The organism is Methylobacterium aquaticum, from assembly GCF_001043915.1.
Classification (GTDB): domain Bacteria; phylum Pseudomonadota; class Alphaproteobacteria; order Rhizobiales; family Beijerinckiaceae; genus Methylobacterium; species Methylobacterium aquaticum.
Genome location: NZ_LABX01000069.1, coordinates 1 through 25,742, shown reverse-complemented (window position 1 = coordinate 25,742; position 25,742 = coordinate 1). Strand labels below are relative to the sequence as shown.

At 67.6% G+C, this 25,742-nt stretch carries 22 protein-coding genes and 4 pseudogenes; 16 read left to right on the top strand and 10 right to left on the bottom strand.

Annotated features, from left to right (window positions below; genetic code table 11):
- The 3 genes and pseudogenes from VP06_RS37645 to VP06_RS34750 form a co-directional block, all read left to right on the top strand.
- Positions 1 to 298, top strand: a pseudogene (locus tag VP06_RS37645) (class III cytochrome C family protein); the annotation flags it as partial.
- 99 nt (positions 299 to 397) lie between these two features.
- Positions 398 to 814 carry a four-helix bundle copper-binding protein gene (locus tag VP06_RS09880; RefSeq protein WP_245291122.1) on the top strand — a complete coding sequence of 139 codons (417 nt, stop codon included), beginning with the start codon at positions 398 to 400 and terminating at the stop codon, positions 812 to 814.
- A 311-nt stretch (positions 815 to 1,125) separates the two neighbouring features.
- Positions 1,126 to 2,088: an IS481 family transposase gene (locus VP06_RS34750; protein WP_082167313.1), complete on the top strand. Its 963-nt coding sequence runs from the start codon at positions 1,126 to 1,128 to the stop codon at positions 2,086 to 2,088.
- Here the strand turns inward: VP06_RS34750 and VP06_RS09875 are convergent.
- A pseudogene (locus VP06_RS09875) lies at positions 2,080 to 3,393 on the bottom strand (transposase); the annotation flags it as partial. The gene VP06_RS34750 and the pseudogene VP06_RS09875 overlap by 9 nt on opposite strands.
- A 568-nt stretch (positions 3,394 to 3,961) precedes the next feature.
- Between VP06_RS09875 and VP06_RS33695 the strand changes: the two are divergent.
- A complete protein-coding gene (locus VP06_RS33695) occupies positions 3,962 to 4,717 on the top strand; it encodes a hypothetical protein (protein ID WP_053081646.1) in 756 nt (251 codons plus the stop codon).
- Positions 4,718 to 4,808: 91 nt separating this feature from the next.
- Here VP06_RS33695 and VP06_RS09865 read toward each other — a convergent pair whose 3' ends face one another.
- Both VP06_RS09865 and VP06_RS09860 read right to left on the bottom strand, forming a co-directional pair.
- Positions 4,809 to 5,108 (bottom strand): hypothetical protein, encoded by a 300-nt coding sequence (locus VP06_RS09865; RefSeq protein WP_048463598.1) that lies wholly within the window; start codon positions 5,106 to 5,108, stop codon positions 4,809 to 4,811.
- Positions 5,101 to 5,778, bottom strand: a complete 678-nt coding sequence (locus tag VP06_RS09860) for a ParA family protein (RefSeq protein ID WP_048463597.1) — start codon at positions 5,776 to 5,778, stop codon at positions 5,101 to 5,103. Before VP06_RS09860 ends, VP06_RS09865 begins: the two co-directional genes overlap by 8 nt.
- A gap of 347 nt (positions 5,779 to 6,125) precedes the next feature.
- Here VP06_RS09860 and VP06_RS09855 point away from each other — a divergent pair, with 347 nt between their 5' ends.
- Positions 6,126 to 6,716: a recombinase family protein gene (locus VP06_RS09855; RefSeq protein WP_048463596.1), complete on the top strand. Its 591-nt coding sequence runs from the start codon at positions 6,126 to 6,128 to the stop codon at positions 6,714 to 6,716.
- Between the two features lie 166 nt (positions 6,717 to 6,882).
- On the opposite strand, the gene mobF is transcribed toward VP06_RS09855, so the two are convergent.
- Both mobF and VP06_RS09845 read right to left on the bottom strand, forming a co-directional pair.
- Positions 6,883 to 9,762 (bottom strand): MobF family relaxase, encoded by a 2,880-nt coding sequence (gene mobF / locus VP06_RS09850; protein WP_048463595.1) that lies wholly within the window; start codon positions 9,760 to 9,762, stop codon positions 6,883 to 6,885.
- Positions 9,759 to 10,046 (bottom strand): hypothetical protein, encoded by a 288-nt coding sequence (locus tag VP06_RS09845; protein WP_048463594.1) that lies wholly within the window; start codon positions 10,044 to 10,046, stop codon positions 9,759 to 9,761. The genes mobF and VP06_RS09845 overlap by 4 nt, the downstream gene beginning before the upstream one ends.
- Before the next feature lie 245 nt (positions 10,047 to 10,291).
- Here VP06_RS09845 and VP06_RS09840 point away from each other — a divergent pair, with 245 nt between their 5' ends.
- The 3 genes from VP06_RS09840 to VP06_RS09830 are packed head-to-tail and all read left to right on the top strand — an operon-like array spanning position 10,292 to position 12,125.
- A complete protein-coding gene (locus VP06_RS09840; RefSeq protein ID WP_048463593.1) occupies positions 10,292 to 10,795 on the top strand; it encodes a hypothetical protein in 504 nt (167 codons plus the stop codon).
- A 13-nt stretch (positions 10,796 to 10,808) separates the two neighbouring features.
- Positions 10,809 to 11,537 (top strand): P-loop NTPase family protein, encoded by a 729-nt coding sequence (locus VP06_RS09835; protein WP_048463592.1) that lies wholly within the window; start codon positions 10,809 to 10,811, stop codon positions 11,535 to 11,537.
- Between the two features lie 6 nt (positions 11,538 to 11,543).
- Complete coding sequence (locus tag VP06_RS09830; protein ID WP_082167312.1) at positions 11,544 to 12,125, top strand: hypothetical protein; 582 nt, start codon at positions 11,544 to 11,546, stop codon at positions 12,123 to 12,125.
- A gap of 87 nt (positions 12,126 to 12,212) precedes the next feature.
- Here the strand turns inward: VP06_RS09830 and VP06_RS09825 are convergent, their stop codons facing one another.
- Entirely contained in the window at positions 12,213 to 13,916 is a 1,704-nt protein-coding gene (locus tag VP06_RS09825; RefSeq protein ID WP_048463590.1) for a type IV secretory system conjugative DNA transfer family protein, read from the bottom strand.
- Between the two features lie 1,042 nt (positions 13,917 to 14,958).
- Here VP06_RS09825 and VP06_RS09820 point away from each other — a divergent pair.
- Both VP06_RS09820 and VP06_RS09815 read left to right on the top strand, forming a co-directional pair.
- On the top strand, positions 14,959 to 15,234 hold the full coding sequence (locus VP06_RS09820) for a hypothetical protein (protein WP_048463589.1): 276 nt from the start codon (positions 14,959 to 14,961) through the stop codon (positions 15,232 to 15,234).
- A gap of 170 nt (positions 15,235 to 15,404) precedes the next feature.
- A complete protein-coding gene (locus VP06_RS09815) occupies positions 15,405 to 16,421 on the top strand; it encodes an IS110 family RNA-guided transposase (RefSeq protein WP_048463588.1) in 1,017 nt (338 codons plus the stop codon).
- Positions 16,422 to 16,729: 308 nt separating this feature from the next.
- Here VP06_RS09815 and VP06_RS09810 read toward each other — a convergent pair.
- The 4 genes and pseudogenes from VP06_RS09810 to VP06_RS09800 all read right to left on the bottom strand — a co-directional run.
- A pseudogene (locus tag VP06_RS09810) lies at positions 16,730 to 16,987 on the bottom strand (DDE-type integrase/transposase/recombinase); the annotation flags it as partial.
- A 228-nt stretch (positions 16,988 to 17,215) separates the two neighbouring features.
- A complete protein-coding gene (locus VP06_RS09805; protein ID WP_048463587.1) occupies positions 17,216 to 17,542 on the bottom strand; it encodes a helix-turn-helix domain-containing protein in 327 nt (108 codons plus the stop codon).
- Positions 17,539 to 17,754 (bottom strand): type II toxin-antitoxin system RelE/ParE family toxin, encoded by a 216-nt coding sequence (locus VP06_RS38955; RefSeq protein ID WP_236012880.1) that lies wholly within the window; start codon positions 17,752 to 17,754, stop codon positions 17,539 to 17,541. Before VP06_RS38955 ends, VP06_RS09805 begins: the two co-directional genes overlap by 4 nt.
- 291 nt (positions 17,755 to 18,045) lie before the next feature.
- Entirely contained in the window at positions 18,046 to 19,215 is a 1,170-nt protein-coding gene (locus VP06_RS09800; protein WP_048463586.1) for a tyrosine-type recombinase/integrase, read from the bottom strand.
- A 177-nt stretch (positions 19,216 to 19,392) separates the two neighbouring features.
- Here VP06_RS09800 and VP06_RS09795 point away from each other — a divergent pair, with 177 nt between their 5' ends.
- The 6 genes and pseudogenes from VP06_RS09795 (at position 19,393) to istB (ending at position 25,637) form a co-directional block, all read left to right on the top strand.
- On the top strand, positions 19,393 to 20,493 hold the full coding sequence (locus VP06_RS09795; RefSeq protein ID WP_063928369.1) for an RHE_PE00001 family protein: 1,101 nt from the start codon (positions 19,393 to 19,395) through the stop codon (positions 20,491 to 20,493).
- A 217-nt stretch (positions 20,494 to 20,710) separates the two neighbouring features.
- Positions 20,711 to 21,247 (top strand): Ros/MucR family transcriptional regulator, encoded by a 537-nt coding sequence (locus VP06_RS09790; protein WP_048463584.1) that lies wholly within the window; start codon positions 20,711 to 20,713, stop codon positions 21,245 to 21,247.
- Positions 21,248 to 21,432: 185 nt separating this feature from the next.
- Positions 21,433 to 21,906 (top strand): Ros/MucR family transcriptional regulator, encoded by a 474-nt coding sequence (locus VP06_RS09785; RefSeq protein ID WP_082167310.1) that lies wholly within the window; start codon positions 21,433 to 21,435, stop codon positions 21,904 to 21,906.
- A 179-nt stretch (positions 21,907 to 22,085) separates the two neighbouring features.
- Positions 22,086 to 23,471, top strand: a pseudogene (locus VP06_RS09780) (ISL3 family transposase); the annotation flags it as partial.
- A gap of 130 nt (positions 23,472 to 23,601) precedes the next feature.
- Complete coding sequence (gene istA / locus VP06_RS09775) at positions 23,602 to 24,849, top strand: IS21 family transposase (RefSeq protein WP_156295523.1); 1,248 nt, start codon at positions 23,602 to 23,604, stop codon at positions 24,847 to 24,849.
- The gene (gene istB, locus VP06_RS09770; RefSeq protein ID WP_048463583.1) at positions 24,849 to 25,637 is read left to right on the top strand and encodes an IS21-like element helper ATPase IstB; all 789 of its coding nucleotides are present in this window, start codon (positions 24,849 to 24,851) and stop codon (positions 25,635 to 25,637) included. Before istA ends, istB begins: the two co-directional genes overlap by 1 nt.
- The last annotated feature ends 105 nt before the right edge of the window (positions 25,638 to 25,742 follow it).

Below are 25,742 nucleotides of genomic sequence, written 5' to 3'. Positions count from 1 at the left end.
GGCCTGCGCGACCTGCCACTCCAACAGGGACCCGCATCGCGGCCTGTTCGGGGACGGCTGCGGCTCCTGCCACGGGGTGGTATCCTGGGCCGTCGCCGGGTTCCGACATCCCTCGCCGGGCTCGACCGACTGCGCGCAGTGCCACCAAGCGCCGCCGAGTCACTACATGATGCATTTCGAGATGGTGTCGGAGAAAGTGGCCGGGCAGGAACACGCCAATGTGGAGCAGTGCTACCTGTGCCACCAGACGGACGCCTGGAACAACATCAGGGGAGTCGGCTGGTACAAGCACCATTGATCGCCGCCAAGCGTGGTCGTTGGCGGTGCGCTCGGTGGAGAGCTGGATGGGTGAGGGGAGAGCAGGATGCGGACGCGACGCCAAGTGATAGGCGGCGGGATGGCCGTCAGTTTCCTGGTCCTGATTGCCGAAGCCGCTATAGCCGAGGCACCGGGAGAAATGCCGGGCATGAGCGGCAAGGCGATGACGCTGCAGGAGTGCGTCGAGAGCTGCTTGAAATCCCACGCGATGTGCCTCGACACCGGCCGGTATTGCATGGAGCAGCAAGGATCGCACGTCTCGGCCGCGCATCTGGCGTTGCTGCTGGATTGTGCGGAAATGTGTCAAACGACGGCTAACTCGCTGCTGCGGCATTCGCCTCAGCATGCAGCGGTCTGCGAAGTCTGTGCCCGCCTGTGCGAGGCTTGTGCAACGGATTGCGACAAGTTCACGTCAGATGCGCAGATGCAACGCTGCGCCCAGACTTGCCGCAACTGCGCTTCGAGCTGTCGCGACATGGCAAAAATCCGGATATAGGGTAGCATGTCGTGGCACGATAATTTGTACATCTTAGATGTGTTGCAGATTTCATTTTTGGCAATGGCCTGCTGGCCCAAACTTTCGCTGTGGGATAGTCGGCGCGGGCGTGATGGTGTGGACGGCCCCTGCTCCGGCATCGCTGTGCCAGGATGAGGTCGTTGGGTCTCTGATCCTCCCCCGTTTCCGCGGCTCTCCCGCACTTTGATATTGGTGGCGAATTCGGCACAGCTCAGTCAGGCCGCTAGGTGTGCAGTCCCGGAGTGTGATGGTGCATTATCGGCGCTGGGACGCCAGGCGGAGGATGCACTATGGCAGGAATTCTTCACGGCAGCGCCCGCACAACGCCGCGTATTCGCGCCGAGCTCCAAGCGTCGAAAGAAAGTAGCCGCGCCCTTGCCGCCCAGTACGGTCTGAACCCGAAGACAGTCGCGAAATGGCGTAAGCGGACGGTGACGACCGATGCGCCGATGGGGCCGACGCCCGGGAGCACAGTCCTGACGCCGGCTGAAGAGGCGATTGTCGTCGAGTTCCGGCGGCGAACGCTGCTCCCGCTCGACGATGTTTTAGGCTGCCTGCGCGACACGATCCCCCATCTAAGCCGCTCGGCCCTGCATCGTTGTCTGCAACGGCACAGTATCTCTCGTCTTCCGGCCGCCGAGACGGCGCAGACACGCAAGCGGTTCAAGACTTACGAGATCGGCTACGTACATATCGACAGCTGCGAGCTGCGCCATGCCGAGGGCAAGCTGGTCATGTTCCTGGCGATCGACCGAGTCTCAAAGTTTACCTACGTCGAGTTTCACGAGAGTGCTGGCAAGATGGAAGGATCGGCGTTCCTCCGGAGCGTGGTAGCAGCCTTTCCCTACAAGATTTACACGGTCCTGACCGACAATGGCATGGCCTTCGCTGATCTACCAAAGAACAGGACGGGGCCGAGCCGGCGGTTTCTAGGCCCGCACATTTTCGATCGCGTCTGTATTGAGCATGGGATCGAACACCGCCTGACCAAGCCTTACCATCCTTGGACCAATGGGCAGGCTGAGCGCATGAACCGGACGATCAAGGATGCGACCGTCAAGGTCTTCCACTACGATGATCTACAGAGCTTGAAGGCGCATGTGCTGGCCTTCGTGACGGCCTACAACTTCGCCAAGCACCTCAAGGCGCTGTGCTGGAAGACACCGTTCCAAACCATCTGTCAGGCCTGGACCAAAGATCCAGACCGGTTCAAGATCGATCCGCACCACCTCATTCCGGGACCATACACCTAGTTGATGCAGCCGCGCAAAGGCTGAGTGCCGTGTTCGCGCCTTTGGTTCGTCTGCCGGCCACCGCAGCAAGCGTGCCAAGTTCATCGCGGCTGCCGTCATCAGGTGGGCAACGTGCGTCTTCGCGTGCCCAAAGTACGGCGTTCGTCGGAGCCGAGATGACCGCACACCCTGGGCAATCGTACCTTCGACGCCGGCCCGCCGCGCGTATTCGGCTGCGAAGTCCGCGGTCTGCTCCCGCGCCCGCCCGACGCGCAAAGCCTCGTGTTGCGCCTCGGGGCGGATCGTGATCGCCCGGCGTGCCGTGCTCGCGCGCGTGCACTGCGGCCGGAGCGGGCACGCTCGGCAGTCGCTGGGGGCGAACTTGATCTTGATCACCGGCGTCGTGCCGCGGGCGAGCGCCGGCGTCCAGCTCTGGCTTCGCTTGCCGGCTGGACACGTTGCCCGCGGCTGAACGAAGTCGATGGCGAAGTCCCGTGCGGCGAACCCAGCGCCGGCCTGCGCCTGCCACTGTCGGTCGCCGCGCGTCGGGCCAATCAGGTCGACCCCGTAGCGTTCTTGGGCGTCGACGAACAGCGCCGCATTCACAAAGCCGGTGTCGGCGATGTGGGTCTTGGGCAGCAGGCCCCGTGCAGCGAGCGCCGCGTGGATGGTCGAAGTCGTGGCGTCGTCCGAGACCGCGGCGGTTGTCGTCTCGACGTTGGTGATCAGGTTCGGGGTACCCTCGTCGCACGTCTCGGTCAGGTGCACCTTGTAGCCGCTCCACACCGTCGCGCCCTTGCTCGCGTAGCGCGCCTCCACGTCGTAGGGCGAGCCGATGTAGCGACCCGACGGCGGCACCTGATCATTCGTCCGCCACTCGACGCGGGCGCCTTCCGGCCCGTGCTCGACCAGGAAGTTCTGCACCCAGACGCGCCGCAGGGTCTCAAGGGCCGCGGCGTCCCGCACAACCGGCGGCGCGCCGTCCGCTGTGGCGCGAGCCAGCAACGTGAAGCCATCGACGCCGGTCTGCACCGCCCATGCCCGGCGCCCAGTCTGGCTCTTGGGCAGCCGAAACTCGCTCGCTCGGAGCTCGTAGCGTTCGGCCCATGTCGGGGTCGTGCAGCCCTTCCATGAACTGCAGGAGCGTCGCGAGCGCGAGCCGGGCCGTCCCCGGGCCGGGAACAGGTCGGCGAAGTCGCGATCCTCCACGATCCTATACAGGTCGTCGTAGAGGCGCATGACCGGATTGCCATTCGGAAAGATCGCCCGCGCGACCTGCGCGGTCTGGTCAGGCACGACGTACGTGCGCTTCACGTCGAGCGACATCGCCCACCCCTGGCTGGCTTGGGGCTGCATCGTCGCTCAAGCGCATTGCGCGGTCGTCCTCTCATCGCAGGAGGCACGCCGAATTCGCCACCAACATCAAAGTGCGGGAGAGCCGTCAAACCGAGGGAGGATCACCCTATAGGCGCGCCCTATCCAGCGCACGAGGGAACATCACTGAGAAGCCTATGCCCGGCGCGTGGCGCCGGCGACGGCCTCTGCGATTTGCACGCGCGCCCTACTGGTCCCCCGAGATTTGACGGCGAAGGTTAATCCGTGCCTGGATGTAGGTTACCGCGGCTCGCGTCCTGAGCCCGAGTCGCATCACCTGGAGACACCTGCCGCCGCAGTGAGACCCTGAAAAAGCGAGACCCCCGCTAAGGCGCCAACCTTAGCAGGGGTCTGGAGCCCCGAGGGGCCGATCCAAGCTGTACAAGCCGATCGTCCCTGAAATCGCGACCTCTGTCAATCGGAAACCCAATTTTCGACGACGGCGGAGCTTTGCCGGGAACCGGGCGCGCTTGGGCGCGACCCGGCTCGATCTGCCGCGGCCTCATCATGAGGCCGACCGATGAACTATGCCGAGATGAAAGCGGCGATCGCCCGGGCGCTGCCGGCGATGCTGCAGGCTTTGCGCGAACAGCTCTATGCGCTCAACGGCGCCGGGCTGATCGACGACCGCGAGGCGGGCGAACTCGACGATGCGATCGAGGCGCGCCGCACATCCGGCCGGGCCTCGCCGGCGGCCCCTGCCCTGCCCGGCTTGGCGCTCGCCGCCGTGATCGCGCCCACCGCCGCCCGGATCACCCGGTTCGCCCCTCGCCGCCAGCACTCCCCCGACCGCGCCAAGAGCCGCGAGCGGCGTCGAGGCTTAGGCAGCTCGAGCCCGCTGCCCGAGCCGCTCGCCCGCCGCTACACCGAGGGCCAGAGGGCCGTCCTGTTCATCGTCGGGGAGGAGATCGCGGCCCGCGGCGTATGCGGCCTCTCGGTCGCCGAGATCGCGGCGCGCGCCGGCGTGTGCCACCGCCACGCGCAGATGACCCTACGCCTCGCCGAGAGCGACGGGCTCGTCACGATCACCGAGCGTCCCCGCAAGGGGCAGAAGCACCAGACGAACCTCGTGCGCGTCCTCTCGCGGGAATGGGCCGCCTGGCTCCAACGTCGTCGACCGACAGGGTGCAGACCGACTCTCTCCACGGGGATCAAGGGTTTCTCTTCTTCTCTAGAATCGAAGACGGCAGCTCGCGGAAGTGGCGCGATGGGTTTTCGGAGGGGGAATTCGGGATCCGAACCGGCAGGACGACCGGCCACGAGCCCTCGATTCTAGCCTGAGACTGTCGCCATCCCTGAAATCGAGAACGCCGGACCCTGGTGAGGATCCGGCGCTCGGTGAGGGATTCGGGGTGGTGTCGATCTGGTCAGACGGCGCCTTTGCGGACAGCCGCCATGATCCGCTTGAATCCCTCGCGGTAGGGCAGGCGCTGCTCGTCGCACCACTGAATAAAGTCGTTCTGGTCGGACACGTCGATCCGCATCGTGAACGACACGGTCGGCTCCTCGGACGCCCGACGCCGCTTGATCGGCTTCGGAGGATCGCGCTCGACGAAGCCGTGGGCGGCGGCGGCGGCCCGGCTCACGGCCGACACCTCTTCGGGCACGGGCGCAGACGGCTTGAAGTCGCCGAGGTTCGCGAGGCCGGCGGGTGTGGGCTTAGACATGGGCGGGCTCCCGGGCGGTGCGCAGGATCTCGACGATCTCGGAGGCGAGCGCGTCGGCGTTTTCGCGGGCCTTGTCGAGGCCGTTGACGGCCTGCGGGTCGAGCTCGTCGAGGCTCTGGCGGTAGGTGAACATGGAACGGTAGGCGGCCCGCTCGGCGAGGTCGGTCGCCATGATCGGGATGCCGGCCGAGGCCATCGTCTCGCGGATGGCGCGCTCGTCGCGGGTGGCAAACCCAGGCTTGGTGCGGGTGAAGAGCACCCGGTAGGGCTTAGGGCCGGAGGCTGCCGCCTGGTCCTCAATGAGGGCAATCGCGCGGTGCGCCTGCGTCGCGTCCATCGCCGAGCCCTGCATGGGGATGATCGTCAGATCGGCGGCAAGCACCGCCGAGGCGACCATGAGCGAGGCCGTGCCCTCAAGGTCGGCGATCACGAACTGGCTGCGGCCCCCCTCCCCTCTCAGGGTCCGGCCGATGTTGGTGGAGTCGCCGTGCTCCGTCACCGTGATCGGGCATTGGCTCGGCCCGTCCTTCCAGGCGACGAGATTGCGGTTCGGGTCGCAATCGAACAGCGTCACCGACGCGCCATGGCGGGCGAGCGTCGTCGCGAGCACCAGGGCGGTCGTGCTCTTGCCGGTCCCGCCCTTGGGGTTAATGACGGCAATTACAGCCATGTCGGGTCACCTCACTTCCGGTCACGTGGCGCAGTGTGACGGGGCGTCGCTCAACGCCGAGTTAATTACCGTGACGCGCCTTGACGTGATGCGGCGTGAAGCGATGCCGCGTCAAGGCAATTCGCGCCATGTGGGGTCATGTGGAGTGACGTAACTTTATATGAATTCATTTGACGGCGTGGGCGATCGGTCCCGCATCCGCTTCCCCGAACGCCGCACCCCTGTGCCACCGGGTTACACACCCTGGAGAGACAGACGCATGAGACAGTCGTGGCCGTCTCAACAGGGTTGCAAAACGAGTTATGAGACAGATAGGAGTGAAGCTCTAGACCCTGGTGAGACGAATGATGGGCAAAATCGGCTACGCGCGTGTCAGCACCACGGATCAGGACCTCTCCCTTCAGCTCGCCGCCCTCACTGCCGCAGGATGTGGCGTCATCCGATCCGAAAAGATCACCGGATCCACCGTCACCGGCCGCGCCGAGCTGCGCACCGTCCTCGACTTCATCGGCAACGGCGACACCCTCGTGGTCACCCGCATCGATCGCCTTGCCCGATCCCTCGGCGACCTCCAGGACATCGTGCGTGAGCTCAAGGCCAAGGGCGCCTCGCTCGTCGCCACCGAGCAGCCGATCGACACCGGCACCGCCGCCGGCAAGGCCTTCCTCGACATGCTCGGAGTCTTTGCCGAGTTCGAGACCAACCTGCGGCGGGAGCGCCAGATGGAGGGGATCGCCAAGGCCAAGGCTGCCGGCGTCTACAAGGGCGGCAAGACGCGGATTGCTGCCGACGAGGTACGCCGTCTGGCAGGGGAGGGGATGGGTCCTTCGGCAATCGCCCGGCAGCTGGGAATTGGCCGAGCCAGCGTCTACCGCTTGCTCAGCCCAAGAAAGGCTATTTCACAAGATGATCGTCGCCCTCCAGATGTGCCTTCATGAAGGAAGAGCCAATTCAGCTGGCTGTGTCGGCCTTCTTTGTGTCGACCACGACGGGTTGGTTCAGCGGCCTGCACTTTGGCCTGGCGTCCCTGTGCTGTGACCGACACTGAAGTGGGATCCAGGGCTGGATCAGGAACAAGCCCACATATGTATTCTCGGGGGATCTTCAGCGATCGTAGTCCGCTCTTGAGCGCGAGCGTTCCGATCGCTCGCGCTGAATAGCCTGGGGCAGAGTGCCGCGACCGTCCTCAATCAGCCGCTGCACACGCCGTGCAACGCCGCGTTCTGCCTGCCGAACGTTCCTAGCCAACTGCCGCAGTGCGAGCTGAGGGATCGTGCCAATCTCCCACAAGACTTGGCGCAGGGCACGCGCGGCGCCGAAGCTGGCTTGTAGATCGAGGCGCAGCTCGGAGCGAACTGGTGGGATCGCGCCGCTACTCACGAACGCGGTTCGATCCTCGACATGATCGACCACGTTCACCTTCTCGCTGTAGCGGCGTGCCTCCATAAACAGGCGCTCGTGCAGCTCCGCCGTGCTCGGGGCGAGGTGCGGATCGGCCTGTCGCACCCGCACCGCTGCCTCCAGCCGCTCCCGCTCGATCACCAGACGCGCCTCCTGCCGGTGGCGTGTCAGCCCCACATAGAGCTCGCGTGCATCGCTCGCTGTGAACCCGCAGTAGATCGTCGCCTCGCAGGTGCGGCCCTGCGCTGCGTAGGCGGTCCCAGCGTAGCCCGGGCTGATCCGCGGCAGGAGCCGCGCCTTGCTCCGACCCCTCTGCGGCGGCACGAAGCCGGCATAGGCGTCCTCGACCTGCCGGCCATCCTCCAGCCGCACCCGCAGGCGCAGCTCCCCGGCCTCGTCCAGCCCGATCGCCTCCACGATCGCGCGCGTACCATTGCGGATGCCGTGCTGGCTCAAGCTCTCGCCGAAGCGGAGGCGCTCGCCGACTGCCAAGCTCAGCGCCTGCGCCTTGTTCTCGCGGTCGCGCGCCGTGACCTCCACGTCAGGGCCGGTCAGCACGCCTTCCGTTCGCAGCAGGGCGCGCGCCCCGCGGTTCAGTGCGGCCGCGTCGCGGTTGCGCCGCGTCACCATCAGTACTGCATCCGAGCCGTGCCGCGCCCGTGCCTCGGACCAGAGCGCCAGCGCCCGTTCCTGCACGGCCGCGTCGCCGGAGACGAGCTCGATGCAGCCGCGGCTCGCATAGGCGCGCAAGCCTGCCTCCACCTCGCCGCGCGCCATCAGCACCGAGGCCGCCCGCTGCCAGGGCACCACCTGGCGCCGCACCTCCAAGAGCGTGGCGTGGCGGCCGAGCACGTCGGTCACCGCCCGCAGAGCACTCGCTCCCGCCACCGAGGCGAGCTGGCGCCGATCACCCACCAGCACCACGCGGGCTCCGCCGGCCTCCGCCGCCGACAGGATGGCGGCAAGGTCCTTCGTGCCCACCATCCCGGCCTCGTCCACCAGCACCAGGCTGTCGGGACCAAGGCTTGTGCCCGCCCCCTGCGCGTGGTCGTGGCGCCATTTGGCAATGGCCTGCGCCGGGATGCCGGTCGAGCTGCGCAGTTCGTCCGCCGCGACCCAGCTCGGGGCAAGGCCGATTACTTGAAGTTTACAGCGCCGTGCGATCTCGGTCAGTGCCTTCGCCGTCGTGGTCTTGCCCGTGCCGGCACCCGCCTCCAGCACACTGACCGCTGCCGCACCGCTCACGTGGCGTAGGGCCAGCTTCTGCTCCTCGGCCAGCTGGGGGGCGCAGGAGAGCACCGCTTCCACAATGGGTGCCGGGATCACATGCTCCGCCGCAGGCCGGTCAGCCGCGCGCAGCAGTGCGGCCTCGGCTGCCGCGATGCCAGGCGTCGTCCAGCAGACGTCTCGCTTGGGCCGCACCAACCGCACGAGCTGTTCAGAGCGCTCCAGCTCCGCCAGTTCGGCACGCACCGCCGCCAGTCCGAGTCCCTGCAGCGCCGCCTCGTCGAGCGCCCGTTCGATCAAGCTCTTACGGGAGAGCACGTTCTCGTGTCGGAACAGGGCGGAGGCCGCACGCGCCACCGGCGTCGTGCCCGCAATTTCGGGTGGGTCGAAGGGCAGCTCTGCGCTCAGCTCGGCCTCGTGCTCCGGGGCAAGCTCTCGGGCCGCCTCGGACACGGCGCGCCAGGGATCAAGGTCGAGGGCGGAGAGTTCCGCCGTCCAGCGCGCCTCCAGGGCCGGACCGGTCGGCAGGTCAGCCTTGGCGCCGCGTGTGGCAAGCGCGGCGATCTCCTTCTGCGCGCCTGAGGCGGCAGCTCGGTCGCCGCCCACCCGCGCCTCGATGGCAGCCGAGCGCTTGGAGAAGGCCTCGATGGCGGCTTGCGGGATGCCGGCGATCTCGAACTGCCCTTGGCCGGCCGGGCGCAGAAGCAGGCTGAGCTCGCGCGTGAGCCGCTCGGCGAGCGCCGCCCGGTAGGCGCTGCCCACCACCAGCTGCCACTGGTACAGCCGTTCTGGCTCCAAGGTCCTGTATTTTCTATCCTGGGATGCAGCGGCGTTGATAAGCACGCAGTGCGTGTGGCAATTTGGGTCACCCGCCCGCGAGGTGTAGTGGTCGAAGCGCCCGACCATCAGGCCGGCCGGTGCCTCGCGCCACTGTCCGCCGGCTCCGAGCCGCACCTCGGCGAGCTCCTCCGCGCACAGGAAGCCGAGCGCCTCCTCGACGGCCGCGGCATGGATCGCCTCCAGCTGCGTGCGCTGCTCCGGCCGGCTCGCGGCCCAGAGCAGAGAGAGTGTCTTGGGTGCGGTCAGGGTTAGGTCCCAGCCGGCCCGGTGCCCGGCTCCGGCTCCGCGCACCAGCGGCCGGCCAGTCGTTGGGTCCAGCCCAGCGCAGAGGTCGCGAAAGCTCTCCAGCATGATCGGCGCACCGTGGCGCACGACAGCCGGTCCTTGCGTCCACCAGCGACCTCCGCCATCCTGGACGTAGTACTCGTCGCGGTTCCTCGCCTCGCGGTAGGGATCGTGGGTGTAGTAGGTGCCGGCCGACGCCCCGAGTCCCAGCGCGTGCAGCGAGGCGGTCACGCCGGTGGAGCCTTCGGCGCCCGGTAGCGGCAGATCTCGGCCACCGCGGCGGGGGGCGGCTCGGCCAAAGCCTCGCCGACGATCCCGGCCAGCTCGGCCAGCCGGTCCTTGATGAAGGCCATCTCCTCGCCGAGCCGCCCGTAGGCGGTGACCCCGTCGAGGTGATCGGCGAGCGCACGCAGGACGAGCTCGGCCGGCGGCAGGCCGGTGCGCTCGGTGGCGGCAGCGAGCCGGGCAGCGAGCTCGGGTGTGAGGGTCAACGTCAGGCTTTGGGCTGCGGACATGGCGGCGGGAATAGCGGGGGATCGGATCGACCCTGACAGCCGAACCTGAGCCGCCACAAGGGCCAAACCAGCCTCCCTCCGCCCTCCAACCCGGTACGGTTAGCGAAAAGCAGCTTCAGTGCGTGTGGTGTGATCCTACAGAGGCTATGGTTCTTTAACGGCAAAGCCAACGGCAGAGGCTGGCAGCCCTGGCAATGCCTGGCAGCCAAGGTGCCGTTAACCGGCGGGCCCCTAGCGCAGGGGGCATGCCCCCCGATCCCAAGAGCCTCGATCCCAAGCGCCTGGCCCGGGATGCCAAGCGTGCCCAGGCCCAGAGGCCGGATGCCGGCATCGGCCGCGAAACCACTGGCGTCACCCGCGCCGTGCGCGCCGGCCTGCCCGTCATCCGCGAGTTGCGCGCGGCCGGCGTGACCTGGGCTGCTATCGCCGAAGCCATGAGCGCACAAGGGGTGACACAGGGTGCGGGCAAGCCCCTGACCGCCACGCGGCTCACCGCCATCGTCACCCAGGTCGAGGCTCAAGAGCGCCGCAAGGCCGAGCGCGAGGCCCGACGCCGCGCACGGCCTGATCTCACCGTCTCGCCCGAAGCGATCTCACCCAGCGCACCCGCAAGCTCGCTGCCGCCCTCTGCCACACCGGCCCCTCTGCCAGCTCGCCCCACCCCGCCAGGATCCGGCGCGCGCGCCACGGAGGAAGAGATCCGGCGTGCCGGCCTCGACGATCTACACCGCCTCCTGAAGAAGCCCTGAAGAAGGTCCATCCATGCCCCGCATCCTCCTCGTTGCCCAGGACAAGGGCGGCTCCGGCAAGACCGTGCTGGTGCGCGCGCTCGCCGAGTGCCTGCCCTCCGCTCACCTGATCGAGATCGAGGCCAACCGCCGCCTGATCGAGCTGGAGGACCGCGTCAGCTTCTTCCCCGTGCGGGCCGAGCGCGGTGAGATCAACCGCACGGGTGGCGCGGCCGCGCGCGCTGAGTTCGACGGGCCGCTCAACGCCATCGCAGGCGCACAAGGGCCGGTCATCGTCGATGTCGGCGCCAACACGGCCGGCTCGCTCCTCCCGCTGATCGGCGAGGCGCAGGCGCGCTACGCTCGCCGCGGCGTCGAGTTCGCCCTCCTCGTCGTGCTCACCAGCGAACCCGGTGCGCTCGCCAACGCTCCGGTCCTGCTCGATCTCGCCCGCCCCTTCACGGCGGCGCGCTTTGCGGTCGAGAACCAGATCGAGGGTGCGGTCGATCCGAAGGCTCTGAAGGCCTTTGCCAAGGATGTCACCCTGACCCGACTGGAAAAGCTCAGCCTGGATGAGCGCGCCAACGAGCTCCTGCAGAAGGGCGGCTTGCGCTTCATCGGCGAGGACCTCACCGCGGCTGAGGACAGCCTGACCGGGCGCTACGGCTTTGCCGAGGCGGGACGCATCATCGAGGATCTCACCGGCTTCCGGTCCAAGGCCATGCAGGCCGCCGGTCCGGCCGCGCGCTGGCTGGAGGGCTGAGGGCGCATGGCACGCCTGCCCTCTCGGACCCAGCCTTCCACGGTCGAGGCGCGCCTGCAAGCAGCGCAAGAGGCCGAGCGAGCAGCCACGCGGCGGGTTGAGCAGGCGAGCCGCGCCCGGTTGGCCGAGCTCCTGCGGCTGGCGCCGCGCGAGCGTCTGACCCACCTCGACGACCCGGCTCTCGTCGGCCCGGATCGGATCAGCCTGCGCCGCTCGCTCCAGGCGAGCCTCGTCCGGCCACGCCGCCGCTGGCAGCCGAATGGCCGGCTGCAGGCGCTCGGCCGGCGCCTCGGGGCAGCGCTCCTGCGCCAGCTCCTGCACCCGGCCGTGCTGGGCCTCGTCGCCCTCGGCGGCGTCTGCCTCTCCACGGCCTGGTCCAACACACCGCGCGTGGCGATCGCAACGCAGGCGCTGGCCAGCAACGTGGTCGGACCGGACGGCCGCGTGCAGGCCTACACCGTGCCGGCCCGGAGCTGGGTCGCGGTCGAGCAGCTCGGCACCGACGTGGCGCAGATGCGGGTCTGGTATCCGCGTCAGGGCTACGGACACGGCAAGGTCTGGCGCACCGGGCTCGACTTCGCCCGATAACGATCAGCCCTGGTCATCCTCGCCTGAGCCGCCCCGGCGGCAGAGGCCCTCGCGCGAGGGCTGCCGAACGGTTCTGGGTGGCCGTCTTCAGGCGGTCGCCCGCACCGGCGCCACCGGATCGAGCAGGCCGGCAAAGCGCGCGTCGCGGTGGGCGAAGGTCTTGCGCAGCTTGAGCGGGTCGGTGGTGTAGGACGCGCTGTTGAGGAAGACCAGGCTGTGGCGCTGGGTCAGGCGGGCGAGCTCGGAGGCCGGCACCAGCGCCTCAGGTCCGGGCGCCACGCTCTTCGTCTCCCGGCCGGTGGTTGGATCGCGCGAGATCGTCTCCTGCACGCCCGTGAAGGTGCCGAGCGCGTTCGACCAGCGCTCGCGTTCCGCGCCCTGCGCGCCCGAGAGGTTGAACAGCATCAGTGCCTCGGCCGTGTCGCGCAGGATGGCCGCACCCGCTTCACCATAGGTGTCGACGATCTGCGCCTCCGACTGCCAGAAGGTCCACAATGACACGCCGTAGCCCGGCAGCTCGCCAGTCCCGCGCAGGACCGCGTCGAAGCGCCCGAGCACGTAGGCCTCGTCGATGATGACCAGCAGGCGCTCAGCGACAGGCCTGCGCCGCACGGTGCTGAACAGGGCGGCGAGCAACCAGCGCACGTAGGGCGCCATCTCCTTGCGGCGGTCGTCGGCCGGCAGCACGATGTAGAGGTCGGCGTCGCCCGCGCAGAGCGCGTCGAGGCGGAAGCTGTGACCGGTCACGATCCTCTGCATGCGTGGATCCAGCATCCAGCTGAAGCTCTGTGCCGCGGTCGTGAGGATGCTGGCGCGGCTCTTCTCGTCGTCGGAGTCGAGGATGCCGCGCGCGTCGCAGGCGACCGCGTCGTCGTGCCCCTCGAGCGCCGCGCGCAGCACCTCGGGATCGCGCACCAGGGCCGCGGCCTCGGGCGCGCCCTGTCCGGCCCGGATCGCGCATTGGAGCGCTGCCACGATGAGGACACCGGCCCGGTCGCGGAAGAAGGCACCGGCCTCGCTGGTCTGGCCGGTCTCCGGCAGGAGGGCACGGGCCATGCTCTGCAGTTCCAGCACGTCCTCGGGATCGAGGCCGAGCAGCGGGTCCCAGCGATCCATGCCGCCAGCGAGGTCGAGCGGATCGAGCACGTAGACCGTCTGACCCATGCTCTCGCGCCGTCGGCGTACGGCGCGCACGACGTCGCCCTTGGGGTCGATCACCACGGCAGGGCCGGCCCAGGCACCAGGTTCGGGGAAGGCGAGGTTGGGCAGGATCAAGCCGCTGGTCTTGCCCGTGCGTGGCGGCGCGATGGTGAGCAGGTTACCCTCGACCTGCACGCGCACGGCTCGACCCGTATCCGGATCGAGGCCGAGCTCGATGCCCTTGCGCATGCGGGCAAGCGCGCGCGGCGAGGCGAACTGCGCGTCGCCGAAGCGGCGCAGGCGGTGGCGCAGCGGCACGAGGCGCCCGCCCATCAGGATGATGGTGCCGAGCGCGACGGCGGCTCCCCAGACGAGAAGGAAAGCCTCGCGGCCGCCGCCGGGGAGCGCCTGCGCACGGCCGAGCGCCATGTTGAGGTAAGTGCCGGCCATGCGGACAAAGCCGCCGATCCAAGCGCGCAGGCCGCTGCCCTCCGGCGTGAACCAGTCGGCGGGGGTTCCTCGCAAAGACGGCCAGACCCGCGCGTCGAGGCCGTGGCTCGCGAGGTACGCGGCCGGGTAGCCGAGCAGGAAAGTGGCGAGCACGACAACGAGGACGAGGCCGGCGCGGAGAGGAAGGTCGGGACGATGCATGGCGATGCCATAAAGCCGTACACGTGAGCATACGGGATGCGGCGTAGATCAACCTTGAGCGAGCCGGTGAAGTAGCTGTTGACCATCTTGAACAGGACGAGAACGGAGACAAGGCTTCGTTAGAATTGTCTCCGTCAGAGCGCAGCCGGTATGCAAGATCGAGCCGGTGTTCCCTTGTTGTCGCACTCGCTCAGTTCGAGCGCGAACTCATCCGCGAGCGTATCAGCGTCGAGTTGCGAGCTGCGTAAGCGCACGGGCATAAAGAAGGCCGCAGGCCAATGGTCATACTCGACATGCTTGCCTCATCTCGTGCTACTCTGGTTACAAGCCTCACCATGCGCCAGGCTGCCGCTCGCAGGAAGATGTGCCTCCGTATTTTTTCTAGGTATTAATATTATTTTATATTTCGTTTGATCCAATAATTTATACTTTCTCTAGAGCGCACGGCATTATTCATGAGATAGAATGGAACCTCGTTATCATTCTTTGAATTCAATATATTTGGCGTAAGTGGAGCTACTTCATCATTGATACTGAAAATTTGTATTTGGAAATTTTCTATTTTATCATGGATTATTTGTAGTATGTCCATGCTATTTTCTGTATGAAAAACGTCCTGATTTCTTAGATCGCCATCTACATTTCCAATGACTACCGAAAATCTTGCATCTGATATCTCTGATATCTGAAGCAGATTTTGTATATTTAGTCGACAGTTGTCCGACTTAATTTCGAATTTTTGCCTCTTTGCAAGTGTATCGCTAGTCATGAATTGCTTGAATGTCCGCCGCTTTAGCGAAAACCAGTTACTGAATTGATTTATTTCATCTTGTCTCTTCCTGTTAAAGGCTGATCCCATGTCGTCGATAACTGTGTTAGGGCCGCCGCGTGCGAAGTACCCGAAACGGAGATCAAGAATGCCCATATACGCCTCGTTAACCAAAAACTCTGCCGACCGAGTCGCGATCTTTTTGCCTGCAGGCCCCGTACTGGTTGGGTGTCCGCCGCGAGCGGACGGTTTGTAGCGAAAGGGTTTAACGCAATGGTTGAGTTCGGTACTGCGGTTGAGCTCGATGGTGAGCAGATCGTGCCGACCCAGGTGGGCGACATGAGCCTGCAAGTGCCCTTGAGCGACGTTGAGGAACTCGCGATGGGAGTGGTGGGAGCGCGCATCGATGATGCGATCGTCCCCTCGCCGACCCGCCCGGGCTGCTTCAGCATCAGTCTGAACGCCGTGGGGCTGACCCGTGTCGTGGTTACCCAGGAAGAACTGGGCCGCATCGTCCAGCGCTGCCGTGTGATCACGAACATGGCCTAATTATACGAGGGCCGGAGCTGCTACGGCGGCTCCGGCCCTCTGCCTTGGGTCCGTCGACGCCACGAAAGCAAGGTCAACCGGTGGGCGAGGGCCTGATGGTGTGGACGGCCCCTGCTCCGGCATCGCTGTGCCAGGATGAGGTCGTTGGGTCTCATCGGCAGGAGCCGTCCATGGCACAGGTTAGCACCATCGGCCTCGATCTGGCGAAGAACGTCTTCCAGGTTCACGGCCTCGATCCGCAGGGCAAAGTCCTCGTGCGTCGGCCGTTGCGCCGAACCGAAGTCCTGCCCTTCTTCGCCAAGCTTGCGCCGTGCCTGATTGGGATGGAAGCCTGCGGCACCGCCCATCACTGGGCGCGCGAGCTGACGAAGCTCGGCCATACCGTCAAGCTGATGCCGCCGGCCTACGTGAAGCCCTACGTTAAGCGCGGCAAGACCGACGCCGCCGATGCCGAGGCGATCGCGGAGGCCGTTCAACGGCCGACCATGCGCTTCGTCGCCATCAAGACGACCGACCAACAGGCGGTGCTGATGCTGCACAAGGTGCGCGATCTGCTCGTCCGTCAGCGGACCATGCTGATCAACGCGCTCCGCGGGCATCTGGCCGAGTTCGGCATCGTGGCAGCCCAGGGTGCTGTCGGCGTGAGGAGCGCCATCGCGCAGTTCAGGGCCGATCAGGCCAGCCTGCCGGAGTTGGCCCGATCAGCGATCCGCCACCTCATCGGCCAGATTGAGGCGGTCGCCGAGGACGTGAAGAAGGCCGAGACGGAGATCCTCGCCTGGTGCCGGGCCGACGCCGCGAGCCGTCGCCTCCTGACCATCCCCGGCATCGGGCTGATCACCGCCAGTGCGATCGCGGCGGCCGTCCCTGACCCGACCCTGTTCCGCTCTGGCCGTCAGTTTGCAGCCTGGCTCGGTCTGACGCCGCGGTCCCAGAGCAGCGGCGGCAAGGAGCGGCTTGGGAGGATCAGCAAGCAGGGCGACGGAACGATCCGCCGGCTGCTCGTTGTGGGGGCCACGGCGGTGATCCGGGTGGCGCGCCAGGACAATCCCGGACGCGCCTGGGCCAAGCGGCTCCTGGAGCGCAAGCCCGCGCGGGTCGTGTCGGTGGCGCTTGCCAACAAGACCGCCCAGATCGCCTGGGCGGTGATGATGCGCGGCGAGGTCTACAGAGCGCCCGCCGTCTGACGAGATCCCGCCTGCCGGTCCTCTTGCCGGCGACGGGGGTGCAAGGTGCTGAGAGGTGATGACGAACCGGTCGAGCCGGGATTGAGGGGAGCCCGCTTTGCGACATGCGCTTTCAGGCGCGATGGCTTGATAGGGACCTCAGTCGCGGACTTCATCAGGGCCAGCGGCCATGAGCGCCGCGTCGACAGGCCGGACACATGACTGCACCCCGACCGGGCAGCATCCCTTTTCCGCTTGCACCGCAGGGGCCGTCCACACATGTCGCAAACTCGGGTCCAGGCCGCAGAAGGGGCTCTGCCGCCCCGCTCTTACGCTTTGTTCGCGACGGGAAATCCGAAGCAGCAGGCGAGCAGCTGGTTCTGCTCCCGCGCCGTCCAGGCACCCGCATACCCGAAGCCCTTGCGCAGCCACAGCATGGCTTCGAAGCCCCGGATCGTGCGCCACGCCGTGTGGAAGGAGTGGAACCTGCCGACCCGCGACATCGCCCGCTTCAACCGGAAGTGGTCGCTCCCGATCCCCTGCTGCAGGTGCTTGGTGACGTGGTGAGTGGGCGGGCGCGGCAGCACTAGGTCACACATGCAGATCTGATTTAGGAACGGCTGCCCTCAGTCATGACTGAGAAAGACAGCGTACAGTGATCAACCCCCAACACGCTCGTGGTCGCCGAGCTAGCTCTCGACGGCCCGGATCCGTCTCAAGCCGGCTCCATCTATGATGTGCATCTTGATTGAGGCTCGATCACAACGTTATCGCCGTAGTGCTGGTCGAGCTGATGTTGAGCATCCATCAGGACACTACGACGCGAGAGCTCGGCGCACGGCATCTGGCTCACGCTCGATGACGCGTAAGAGCGTCTGCATCGTGGCGTCAGGTCGACGACGCCCTTGCTCGTAGGCTTCCATCGTCCGTGCCGAGATCCGAAATTGTCGCTCGAACTCCTTCGTTGACGGAGCCACCTTGCGCCTGATCGCTTGCACCCGCTCAGGCGTCAGCACATCGTCGGGCACCTCATAGCTCTCGGCTTCGACCTCACCACGCAGGTAGGCGGCCATCTCCTGAAACGCCTCGACCAGATCGTCACCGACCCGAGAGTCGTTAGGCTGCTGAGGGCTCTGCGTCATGGTTCGACTCCTTTGATGCTCGCGATCGCTTCGAGGATCGCCTTCCGTTGCTCCGGTGAGAGGTCATCCCGCTCATTCTTCGGGTAGGCCGTCATCATGAACAGCACTCCTGGCGCGACCGCGACGTAGTAGACGGTGCGCCCACCCCCGCTCTTTCCACGTCCAGGCAGAGGGAAACGCGCTTTACGAGCCCCACGTAGACCACGGATCATGGGGTGCGCTTCAGGGGCTCGGACGATCGACAATTCGATCGCAGCCTGAGCCTCCTCGCTAAGCCCCATGCTCCTCATCGCCCGGACATAGGGCTTCAGCCGGACAACTTTCATGGCCCCATACTACATCACCGTGCTACGACATTGTAGGGGTTTGCACTAACTTCCACGCACTTTGAACGACGCGTTGGGGGTGCGCCTTGACCGACCACAGCCTGTCCCGCGCAAGAGGTCGCTGCCTTTGGCATGCTCTGATCAGGGGGAGCTTTTGTCCAAGCTTTGCCTGGTATCTCAGATCAGCCGGACGGCCTTGCCTTTGTCGATCTCGGCCTCGTTGTAGTAGCGCGCCGCCTGCTGCACCGAGCGGTGCTGCGAGAGCTGCATCGCTTCGGGCAGCGGCACGCCCTGCTTCCCGGCCTCGGTCATGAACCCCGACCGTAGTCCGTGCGCCGAGAACAGCGCCGGGTCGAGCCCGGCTCGGGCGCAGCGCGCCTTCAGGATCGCGTTCACGCTCTGCGGATCGAGCGCCGTCGTGCCGAGAAGACCCCAGCGGTCGATGCGCCGGAACACCGCCCCGCTCTCGATCTTGGCGAGCGTCAGCCAGTCGAGCAGAGCGGTGGCAGCGCGCCCGATCACCACCACGCGGGCGTCGTCCTCGGCCGTGGTGGTTTTGGTGCGTCCGAGCCGGATCGTGATCTTCGCGACCATGGGGCTATCCGGGTCGGCCGGATCGCGTAGCACGGGAGCCTCGCGCACTAGGTCCTCGACCCGCAGGCCCGCCACCTCGGCCCGGCGCCGGCCGCCCGACGCGAAGGCGGCCAGCAGCAAGGCTCGGTCGCGCACGTCGACCAACCGATGCTCGTACAGACAGGTGGCGAGCAGTTTCTCGATGACCGCGGCAGTGACCGCCCGCGCGCTCTTGCGGGCGCGCGGCCGCCGGTTCGCCCGGACGGCCAGCGAGAGGGCGGTGCGCAGGCGCGGCGCCTTGAAGGGGCCTTCGACGCCGCGGAAGCGATGTAGGGTCGACCAGTGGGCGAGGCGCCGGCGCACGGTCGAGACCGCATGGGGGCCGGAGACCCGCAGCAGGCCGCGGGCCCGGAGGGCGTCGGCGACGGCATCGGGGATCCCGTGGCGGGGGTCGCTCTCGCGCTCTGCCGGATCCCAGAGGTGATGAACGACGAACTTCAGCGCCAGGGCCTCGGTTGCCGGCCAGGGCAGGGGGTGGCCGGTGGCAGCCAGGCACCAGGCCTCGAGGTAGCCGAGGTCGGAGGCGAGCGCCCGGAGCGTGTTGGCGCCCATGCCGGAGCGGGCGAGGTGCTTGAGGGTGGCGGCATCTTCGTCGGTGAGGAGGAGGGCGAGGCGCTCGCGGGCATCGAACGGCAGGAGCCCAGCGAGGGCGTCGAGGTCGCGCTCCCGGGCGAGAGTCGGATCCGAGAGGAGAGCAGGGGTGGGATCGGACATCGCGGGCGGGCTTCAGCAGGGATCTAGACCGCATCCAAGCCGATTTAGGGCCCTGAGTCTATCACCATCGATAAGAGGTAATTATCAATGGTCAGAAGAGCTCTCCCGCCCTCATCCAGGTGCGCGAAGCGAATGGCCTGCTCGCTTCCGTCATGACGGATGGGTATAACTGGACCAATGGTTTATCGCCTGCACGAGCCGCTCCCCTGGGCTGCCCTCGCCACCCCGCTCGCCGCCGCCGAGGACGCCCTCGCTCGTCTCGACCAACTCGTCGCCGCCAGCCCCATCCGCCAGGGCTGGGGCGCCCGCACGGCCTTCGCCGACGCCTGCGCCAGCCTCGCCCTCCAGGGCGACCTCGTGCTCCTCGAAGACCTCGTCCTCCACGACGCCGGGCGCGACCGGCACGCCCCCACCCAGGAACTCACCCGCGCCCACGCCGTCCTGCGCACCCGCCGCCGCATCGCAGCCGCCGACCCCGGCTGGGCCACCAGTCCCGCCGGCCTCGCCGCCCTATCCGAGGATCTGGATGGTGCCAAAGATCAGGGCGAAGTACCGGCACCAGCCGTGCTGCCGGTCGACGGCGCCGACGGGGAGGGAGATCTCGCGGACGTTGATGACGCTTTTTCCGCCGAGCTCGCCGACATCGACGCCTTGATCGCCCGCTCCAGCCGCCTCCTCGCCGACACCGGCGCGGTGCGGGAGAAGTCGCCGCTGGTCTACGATCCGGCCTGGGGCGAGACCGACCGCCTCGCCGCTTGGCGCCAGGTCATCGCCGACACCCGCATCCTGCCGCCGGTCCTCGCCGCCACCATCGCGGTCGACGCCTGGGTCGCCCTCGAGCCGCTCCAGCACCGCGCCTGGCTCGGGCCGCTCCTCGCCGCCGACCTCCTGCGCGCTCGCAATAAGGCCCGACACCACCTGCCCGCTCTCGCCAGCGCCCTGCGCCGCGTGCCGCGCGACCGCTGGCTCGTGCGCGATCCGCTGACCCGCTGGCTCGCTGTCCTCGGCGCCGTCGCCATGGGTGCCGAGCAGGGCATGAGGGATCACGACCGCTGGATGCTCGCCCGCGAGGGGCTGTTGCTCAAGGTGAGGGGGAGAAGGGGGAATTCCAGCCTGCCCCGCCTTATCGACCTCGTGCTCGCCCGGCCCCTGGTCTCCACGACCACCATTGCCGACGAGCTCGGCGTGACGCCGCGCGCCGCTCAGACCCTTGTGGCCGAACTCGGCCTGCGCGAGCTCACCGGGCGGGAACGCTATCGGGCTTGGGGGATCTTGTAAGCCGCCGGTCATGCGTGGGCGTGAGATCCACGTGGGTCACGGCCGAAAATGCTGCTCCGCGGGTTGGTGACTTGGTGCGGCATATTGCTGATGAACCAGTTTACTCGTCAAATGGCTTTGGATTAGCCAGCGGAAGGGACTTGCTCGACGCTGGCGCGCCTCCGTAAAAATCTCCGTGTACGGATCTGGATGGATCCTCGTAGCAGAAAGAACTGACGTGTCGGACGAGTCCCAAGCCCAACAGCCTGAATTCATCGACCTCGCGGCCGATATCGTGTCGGCCTTCGTGAGCAACAACAACGTTCCGGTCGCCGAACTGCCGGGCTTGATCGCCTCGGTGTACGCTTCACTGAGCGGCCTTGGCCAACCGACCGCCACCCCGGTCGAGGATCACAAGGTCACACCGGCTCAGATCCGCAAGTCCGTCACTCCGGACGCCCTCATCAGCTTCATCGACGGCCGGCCGTACAAGTCGCTCAAGCGGCACCTGACCTCGAACGGCACGAGCCCCGACGAGTACCGGCAGAAATACGGCTTGCCCCGCGACTACCCGATGGTCGCAGCGAACTATGCCGCCCAGCGCTCCGAGCTCGCCAAGAGCCTCGGCCTCGGCCAGCTCCGGCGCGATCGGGCCGCAGCCAGGAAGGCGGCTGAGAAGCGGGCCGAGCCTGATCCCGTCGTCGCAGCGCCTGCGGACGCCAAGCCTGCACGCCGCGGTCGTCCGAAGAAGGCCGAAGCCAACACAGCCGATTGACGTCAGATCCGACAAGCCCATGGCGGCGACAGCGTGCCCGACGCACGCTGTCGCTCTCCGTCGTGCTGCTCGTTGCGGCAGGTTGCCTAACGGCCATGGCCGGCATCTACTTCGCCGTTGAGGATATCGTCATCCATTGGATCAGGTAGGAATGCCGCCTGCCCAGGGTTGTGCGCCACTGTGCGATGCTCGATACGCTGCTGTTGCTCGATCTTGAACCGAGCCGTGCAGTAGGAAGCCTCTCCGTGTCACAACAAGAACAGGGCCTTTCAGCCACTCTCGTTGAGCTCGCCGCCGATATCGTGTCGGCCTACGTGTCCAAGAACTCCGTACCGGTTGCGGAGCTGCCGAACCTGATCGCGTCAGTCCACACCTCGCTGACCAACCTGGGGCACGTGGTTGCCGAGCAACCCGAGAAGCTGACCCCGCCGGTGCCCATCAAGAAGACAGTGACCCCGGATTACCTAATCAGCCTCGAGGACGGCCGCCAGTACAAGTCGCTCAAGCGCCACCTGTCGACCCGCGGGCTCACCCCCGAGGAGTACCGCCGCAAGTGGGGCTTGCCGCACGACTACCCGATGGTGGCAGCCACCTACGCGGCTCAGCGTTCGGAACTCGCCAAGAACAGCGGGTTGGGCCGCCCCCGCAAGGCAGCCTGAGCCCTTCCCGACGACCTCCTATCGACCAGCATCACGCAAGGCCGACAGGGGCGCGGACCGAGGTGGGCCGGTACAGCTGAGCATCAGCCTGGGCTCTGTGGACTTGCATCGGAAAAGTGGCTCTTCGTCATTTCGTGTGGATCCGCACGCGTTCTCCTCTCGTGCCAGCATGACGGAGCATGGCGATGACGCGGCTGCACGAGATCCCCGGCTGTGACCTGATCGCGATCCACACCGATCGTGCTGCAAACATCGTGATGCAGGTTCATGGCCGCCGACGCGAGGGGCGTTGTCCCGCCTGCGGTACGCCGAGTACCGCTGGGCACGGGTGCTACCAGCGCCGCCCCGCTGACCTGCCCTCCCTCGGACGGGAAGTCCGGCTCGATCTGGCCGTCCGGCGGTTGCGCTGCCTCAATCCATCCTGCTCACGGCGCACCTTCTGCCTCCCGGTTCCCACGCTCCTGGCGCCGCGCGTCCGGCGCACGAGACGTCTCGCCAAGGCGCAGCAGCGCGTCGGCCTTGCCACCAGCGCTCGCGCCGGTGCCCGCCTGCTCGCGTCCCTGGCCATGCCGACCAGCGGATCGACGCTGCTGCGCCTGATGCACGCCGCCCCGCTGCCACGGGCCGGACGAGTGCGGGCTATCGGGGTCGACGACTGGGCGTGGCGCCGCGGTCGCGCCTGGGGCACTCTCCTGGTTGACCTCGACCGTCATCGTCCCATCGATCTCCTGCCTGACCGCACCTCCCTGACTTTCGAGGCTTGGCTGCGGTCGCGCCCCGGCCTGGAGATCGTCGCGCGGGATCGCTCGACCGGGTACGCCCGTGCGGCCCAGGCCGTCGTGCCAGGTGCCCAGCAGGTCGCAGATCGATGGCATCTGCTGCTGAACGCGCGGCAGATGACGGAACGCTGGCTGGTCGGCGCCCATGCCCGCTTGGCTGCTTTGCCCGTCCCCTCAGGCTCTGCGCGGCCGACCCGCGATCACGCTTTTCCGCGAAGCCGCACGGACCAAGCCGCTGCGTGCGCGGCGCAACGTCGCCGCGTCGCACGTCACGCAGAGGTGCAGCGTCGGCGCGCGGCAGGCGAGTCGATCATGGCGATTGCCCGCGCGATCCCGCTGGCCCCAGGCACGGTGCGCCGCTACGCCTCCACGGATCATGCTCCCGAGCGCGGCGAGCGCCGGATCGGACCGAGCCTGCTTGATCCCTTCCTCGCCCATCTCGAGGAACGCCTCGCCGACGGGTGCGAGAATGGGCTGCAACTCGTGCGGGAGCTGCGCAATCTGGGCTACGCAGGCGGCTCGCGGCAAGTTCACAAATGGCTGCAGAGCCGGCGAACGAGGCTCGCGCGTAACACGGCGCGACGCTGGCGCGGCACTCTTCCCGAGGGGGCCGCCCTCGACCCGGCCGCTCCGCCGGTACGGCCGGTCGCCGTGCGGCTGCCGGGACCGAAGGCGCTCGCCTGGATCATGATAGCGGCGCCGGCGCGACTAAGCCCGACTGATGACGCTCTCCTCGCGCGAGTCCTGCAGGATCCGGAGGCGGCCACGATGCACGGGTTGGTCCAGCTGTCAGGCGACACGACAAACTGACCCCCTGGCGCCATGAGGAACTGACCCCTTGATGAGCGAGGAGGTCGCGATGACGAGGAACGAGGCTCAGGCTCTGGAGCGGACGGACGATCCGCGGAGGGCCGAGATGAAGACGCCGGATGAGGTGACGGCGATGCGCCGGCTCAAGGCTCTCGGTTGGGGCGCCAAGCGGATCGCGGCGGAGCTTGGCTGCTCGAAGACGACCGTGAAGGACTGGCTGCGGCGGGGCGAGTGGCGGCCCTGCGCCAAGCCCTCGCGCTCCAGGCAGCTCGACGGCCTCGCCGACTGGCTGGCCGCCCGCTTCCGGCAGCATGCGGGCAATGCCGACGTCGTGCGCCAGGATCTGGCGACCGAGAAGGGCATCCACGTCAGCCTGCGCACGGTCGAGCGCGCCGTGGCTCCCCTGCGCCAGGACCTGGTCGCGGCGGCCCGGGCGACGGTGCGGTTCGAGACGCCGCCGGGCGAGCAGATGCAGATCGACTTCGGCGAGCGCCGGGTGACGATCGGCGAGGAGCCCACCCGGGTGTTCCTGTTCGTGGCCACGCTCGGCTACTCGCGCCGCCTGCACGTGCGGGCCTTCGGCCACGAGCGGCAGGAGGATTGGTTCACCGGCCTGGAGAGCGCCTTCCGGGCCTTCGGGGGCGTGCCGCGCGAGGTGCTGCTCGACAATGCCCGCGCCCTGGTCCTGCACCACGACCCGGTCAGCCGCGAGGTCGTGTTCCACCCGCGCCTGCAGGCCTTCGCCAGACACTGGGGCTTCCGGGTCCGGGCCTGCGCGCCGTACCGTGCCCGCACCAAGGGCAAGGACGAGCGCGGGGTCGGCTACGTCAAGAGGAACGCGGTGGCCGGACGCTCCTTTGCCAGCTTTGCCGGCCTGGAAGCGCATCTCGACGCCTGGACCCGCGAGGTGGCCGACCAGCGCACCCACGGCACGACCGGCGAGGCGCCGGCCGGGCGCTTCGCCCGCGACGAGGCCGGGGCCCTCACGCCGCTCGGCGGTGTGCCGCCCTTCACCACCGCGCGCGACCTGATGCGCCGGGTCGGGGCGGATTGCGCGGTCGCCGTCGACGGCAACGCCTACTCGGTGCCCTGGCGGCTGATCGGCGAGGCGGTGCGCGTCACCGTGAGCGGGGCGAGGGTGCGCGTCCACCATGGCGGGCAGGAGGTCGCCAGCCACGCCGAACTGACGGGACGCCATGGGCGCGCGGTCGACGACGCCCACCTGGCCGGGCTGGTCGGCAGCCGGGACCGGCCCGCGTACCGGCAAGAGCCCGTCCCGCTCGACGAGGCGCCCCCGCCGACGCTGCTGCGGCCGCTCTCGGAGTACGAGGCCGTGGCCGGGGGAGGCTTCTGATGAGCGAGGGGCACGATCACCTCACAGCGCTGCTCGGGCGGCTGAAGCTGACGGCGCTCCGCGACCAGCTCGACACGCTGATCGACGAGGCCGGCCGGCGCGAGCTGACGATCCGCGAGGCGCTGACCCTGTTCTGCGAGCGCGAGGTGGCGCGACGCGACCAGCGGCGGATCGAGATGGCCTTCGGGCTGGCGCGCTTCCCGTTCGTGCGCGACCTGACCGGCTTCGACTTCGCGGCCCAGCCGTCCCTCGACAAGGGGCAGATCCGCGAGATCGCCACCGGCCGCTTCATCGCCAACGGTGAGGCTGTGCTGCTTCTGGGTCCACCGGGCGTCGGCAAGACGCACCTGGCGGTGGCGCTGGGCCGGGAGGCGATCGTGGCCGGCTACAGCGTGCTGTTCACGCCGGCCACGACGCTGGTGGCGCAGCTGGCCAAGGCCCATGCCGAGGGCCGGCTGGAGGAGCGGCTGACGCACTACGCCAAACCCAAGCTGCTGATCGTGGACGAGTTGGGCTACCTGCCGTTCGAGCCGGATGCCGCGCACCTGTTCTTCCAGCTGGTCAGCCGGCGCTACGAGCGGGGTGCGATGCTGGTGACCTCGAACCGGGCGGTGGGCGAGTGGGGCACGGTGTTCGGCGACGCGGTGGTGGCGACCGCGATCCTCGACCGCCTGCTGCACCACAGCCACGTGGTCACCATCCGGGGCGACAGCTACCGGCTGCGCGAGAAGCGGCGCAGCGGTCTGCTGCAGAGGGCGACGTCCGCCCCTCAACCCACACCCGTTTAGGCATGGAAACCGGAAGGGGGGTCAGTTCTTCGTGACGCAAAGGGGTCAGTTCCGGGCGTCGCTTGACACTGGTGGGGCGAGGCAACCTGCTCGCCGCCTTCCTGG

Coding starts and splice junctions, on each gene's coding strand:
- VP06_RS09785 (WP_082167310.1), top strand. CDS start 21,433: ATGCTCGATACGCTGCTGTTGCTCGATCTTGAACCGAGCCGTGCAGTA.
- VP06_RS09860 (WP_048463597.1), bottom strand. CDS start 5,778: ATGGCTGTAATTGCCGTCATTAACCCCAAGGGCGGGACCGGCAAGAGC.
- VP06_RS09820 (WP_048463589.1), top strand. CDS start 14,959: ATGGTTGAGTTCGGTACTGCGGTTGAGCTCGATGGTGAGCAGATCGTG.
- VP06_RS09845 (WP_048463594.1), bottom strand. CDS start 10,046: ATGTCCGCAGCCCAAAGCCTGACGTTGACCCTCACACCCGAGCTCGCT.
- VP06_RS09880 (WP_245291122.1), top strand. CDS start 398: ATGGCCGTCAGTTTCCTGGTCCTGATTGCCGAAGCCGCTATAGCCGAG.
- VP06_RS09835 (WP_048463592.1), top strand. CDS start 10,809: ATGCCCCGCATCCTCCTCGTTGCCCAGGACAAGGGCGGCTCCGGCAAG.
- VP06_RS09795 (WP_063928369.1), top strand. CDS start 19,393: ATGGTTTATCGCCTGCACGAGCCGCTCCCCTGGGCTGCCCTCGCCACC.
- VP06_RS09825 (WP_048463590.1), bottom strand. CDS start 13,916: ATGCATCGTCCCGACCTTCCTCTCCGCGCCGGCCTCGTCCTCGTTGTC.
- VP06_RS09865 (WP_048463598.1), bottom strand. CDS start 5,108: ATGTCTAAGCCCACACCCGCCGGCCTCGCGAACCTCGGCGACTTCAAG.
- VP06_RS09805 (WP_048463587.1), bottom strand. CDS start 17,542: ATGACGCAGAGCCCTCAGCAGCCTAACGACTCTCGGGTCGGTGACGAT.
- istB (WP_048463583.1), top strand. CDS start 24,849: ATGAGCGAGGGGCACGATCACCTCACAGCGCTGCTCGGGCGGCTGAAG.
- VP06_RS09840 (WP_048463593.1), top strand. CDS start 10,292: ATGCCCCCCGATCCCAAGAGCCTCGATCCCAAGCGCCTGGCCCGGGAT.
- VP06_RS09815 (WP_048463588.1), top strand. CDS start 15,405: ATGGCACAGGTTAGCACCATCGGCCTCGATCTGGCGAAGAACGTCTTC.
- VP06_RS09830 (WP_082167312.1), top strand. CDS start 11,544: ATGGCACGCCTGCCCTCTCGGACCCAGCCTTCCACGGTCGAGGCGCGC.
- VP06_RS09800 (WP_048463586.1), bottom strand. CDS start 19,215: ATGTCCGATCCCACCCCTGCTCTCCTCTCGGATCCGACTCTCGCCCGG.
- VP06_RS38955 (WP_236012880.1), bottom strand. CDS start 17,754: ATGATCCGTGGTCTACGTGGGGCTCGTAAAGCGCGTTTCCCTCTGCCT.
- VP06_RS09855 (WP_048463596.1), top strand. CDS start 6,126: ATGGGCAAAATCGGCTACGCGCGTGTCAGCACCACGGATCAGGACCTC.
- istA (WP_156295523.1), top strand. CDS start 23,602: ATGAAGACGCCGGATGAGGTGACGGCGATGCGCCGGCTCAAGGCTCTC.
- VP06_RS34750 (WP_082167313.1), top strand. CDS start 1,126: ATGGCAGGAATTCTTCACGGCAGCGCCCGCACAACGCCGCGTATTCGC.
- VP06_RS33695 (WP_053081646.1), top strand. CDS start 3,962: ATGAACTATGCCGAGATGAAAGCGGCGATCGCCCGGGCGCTGCCGGCG.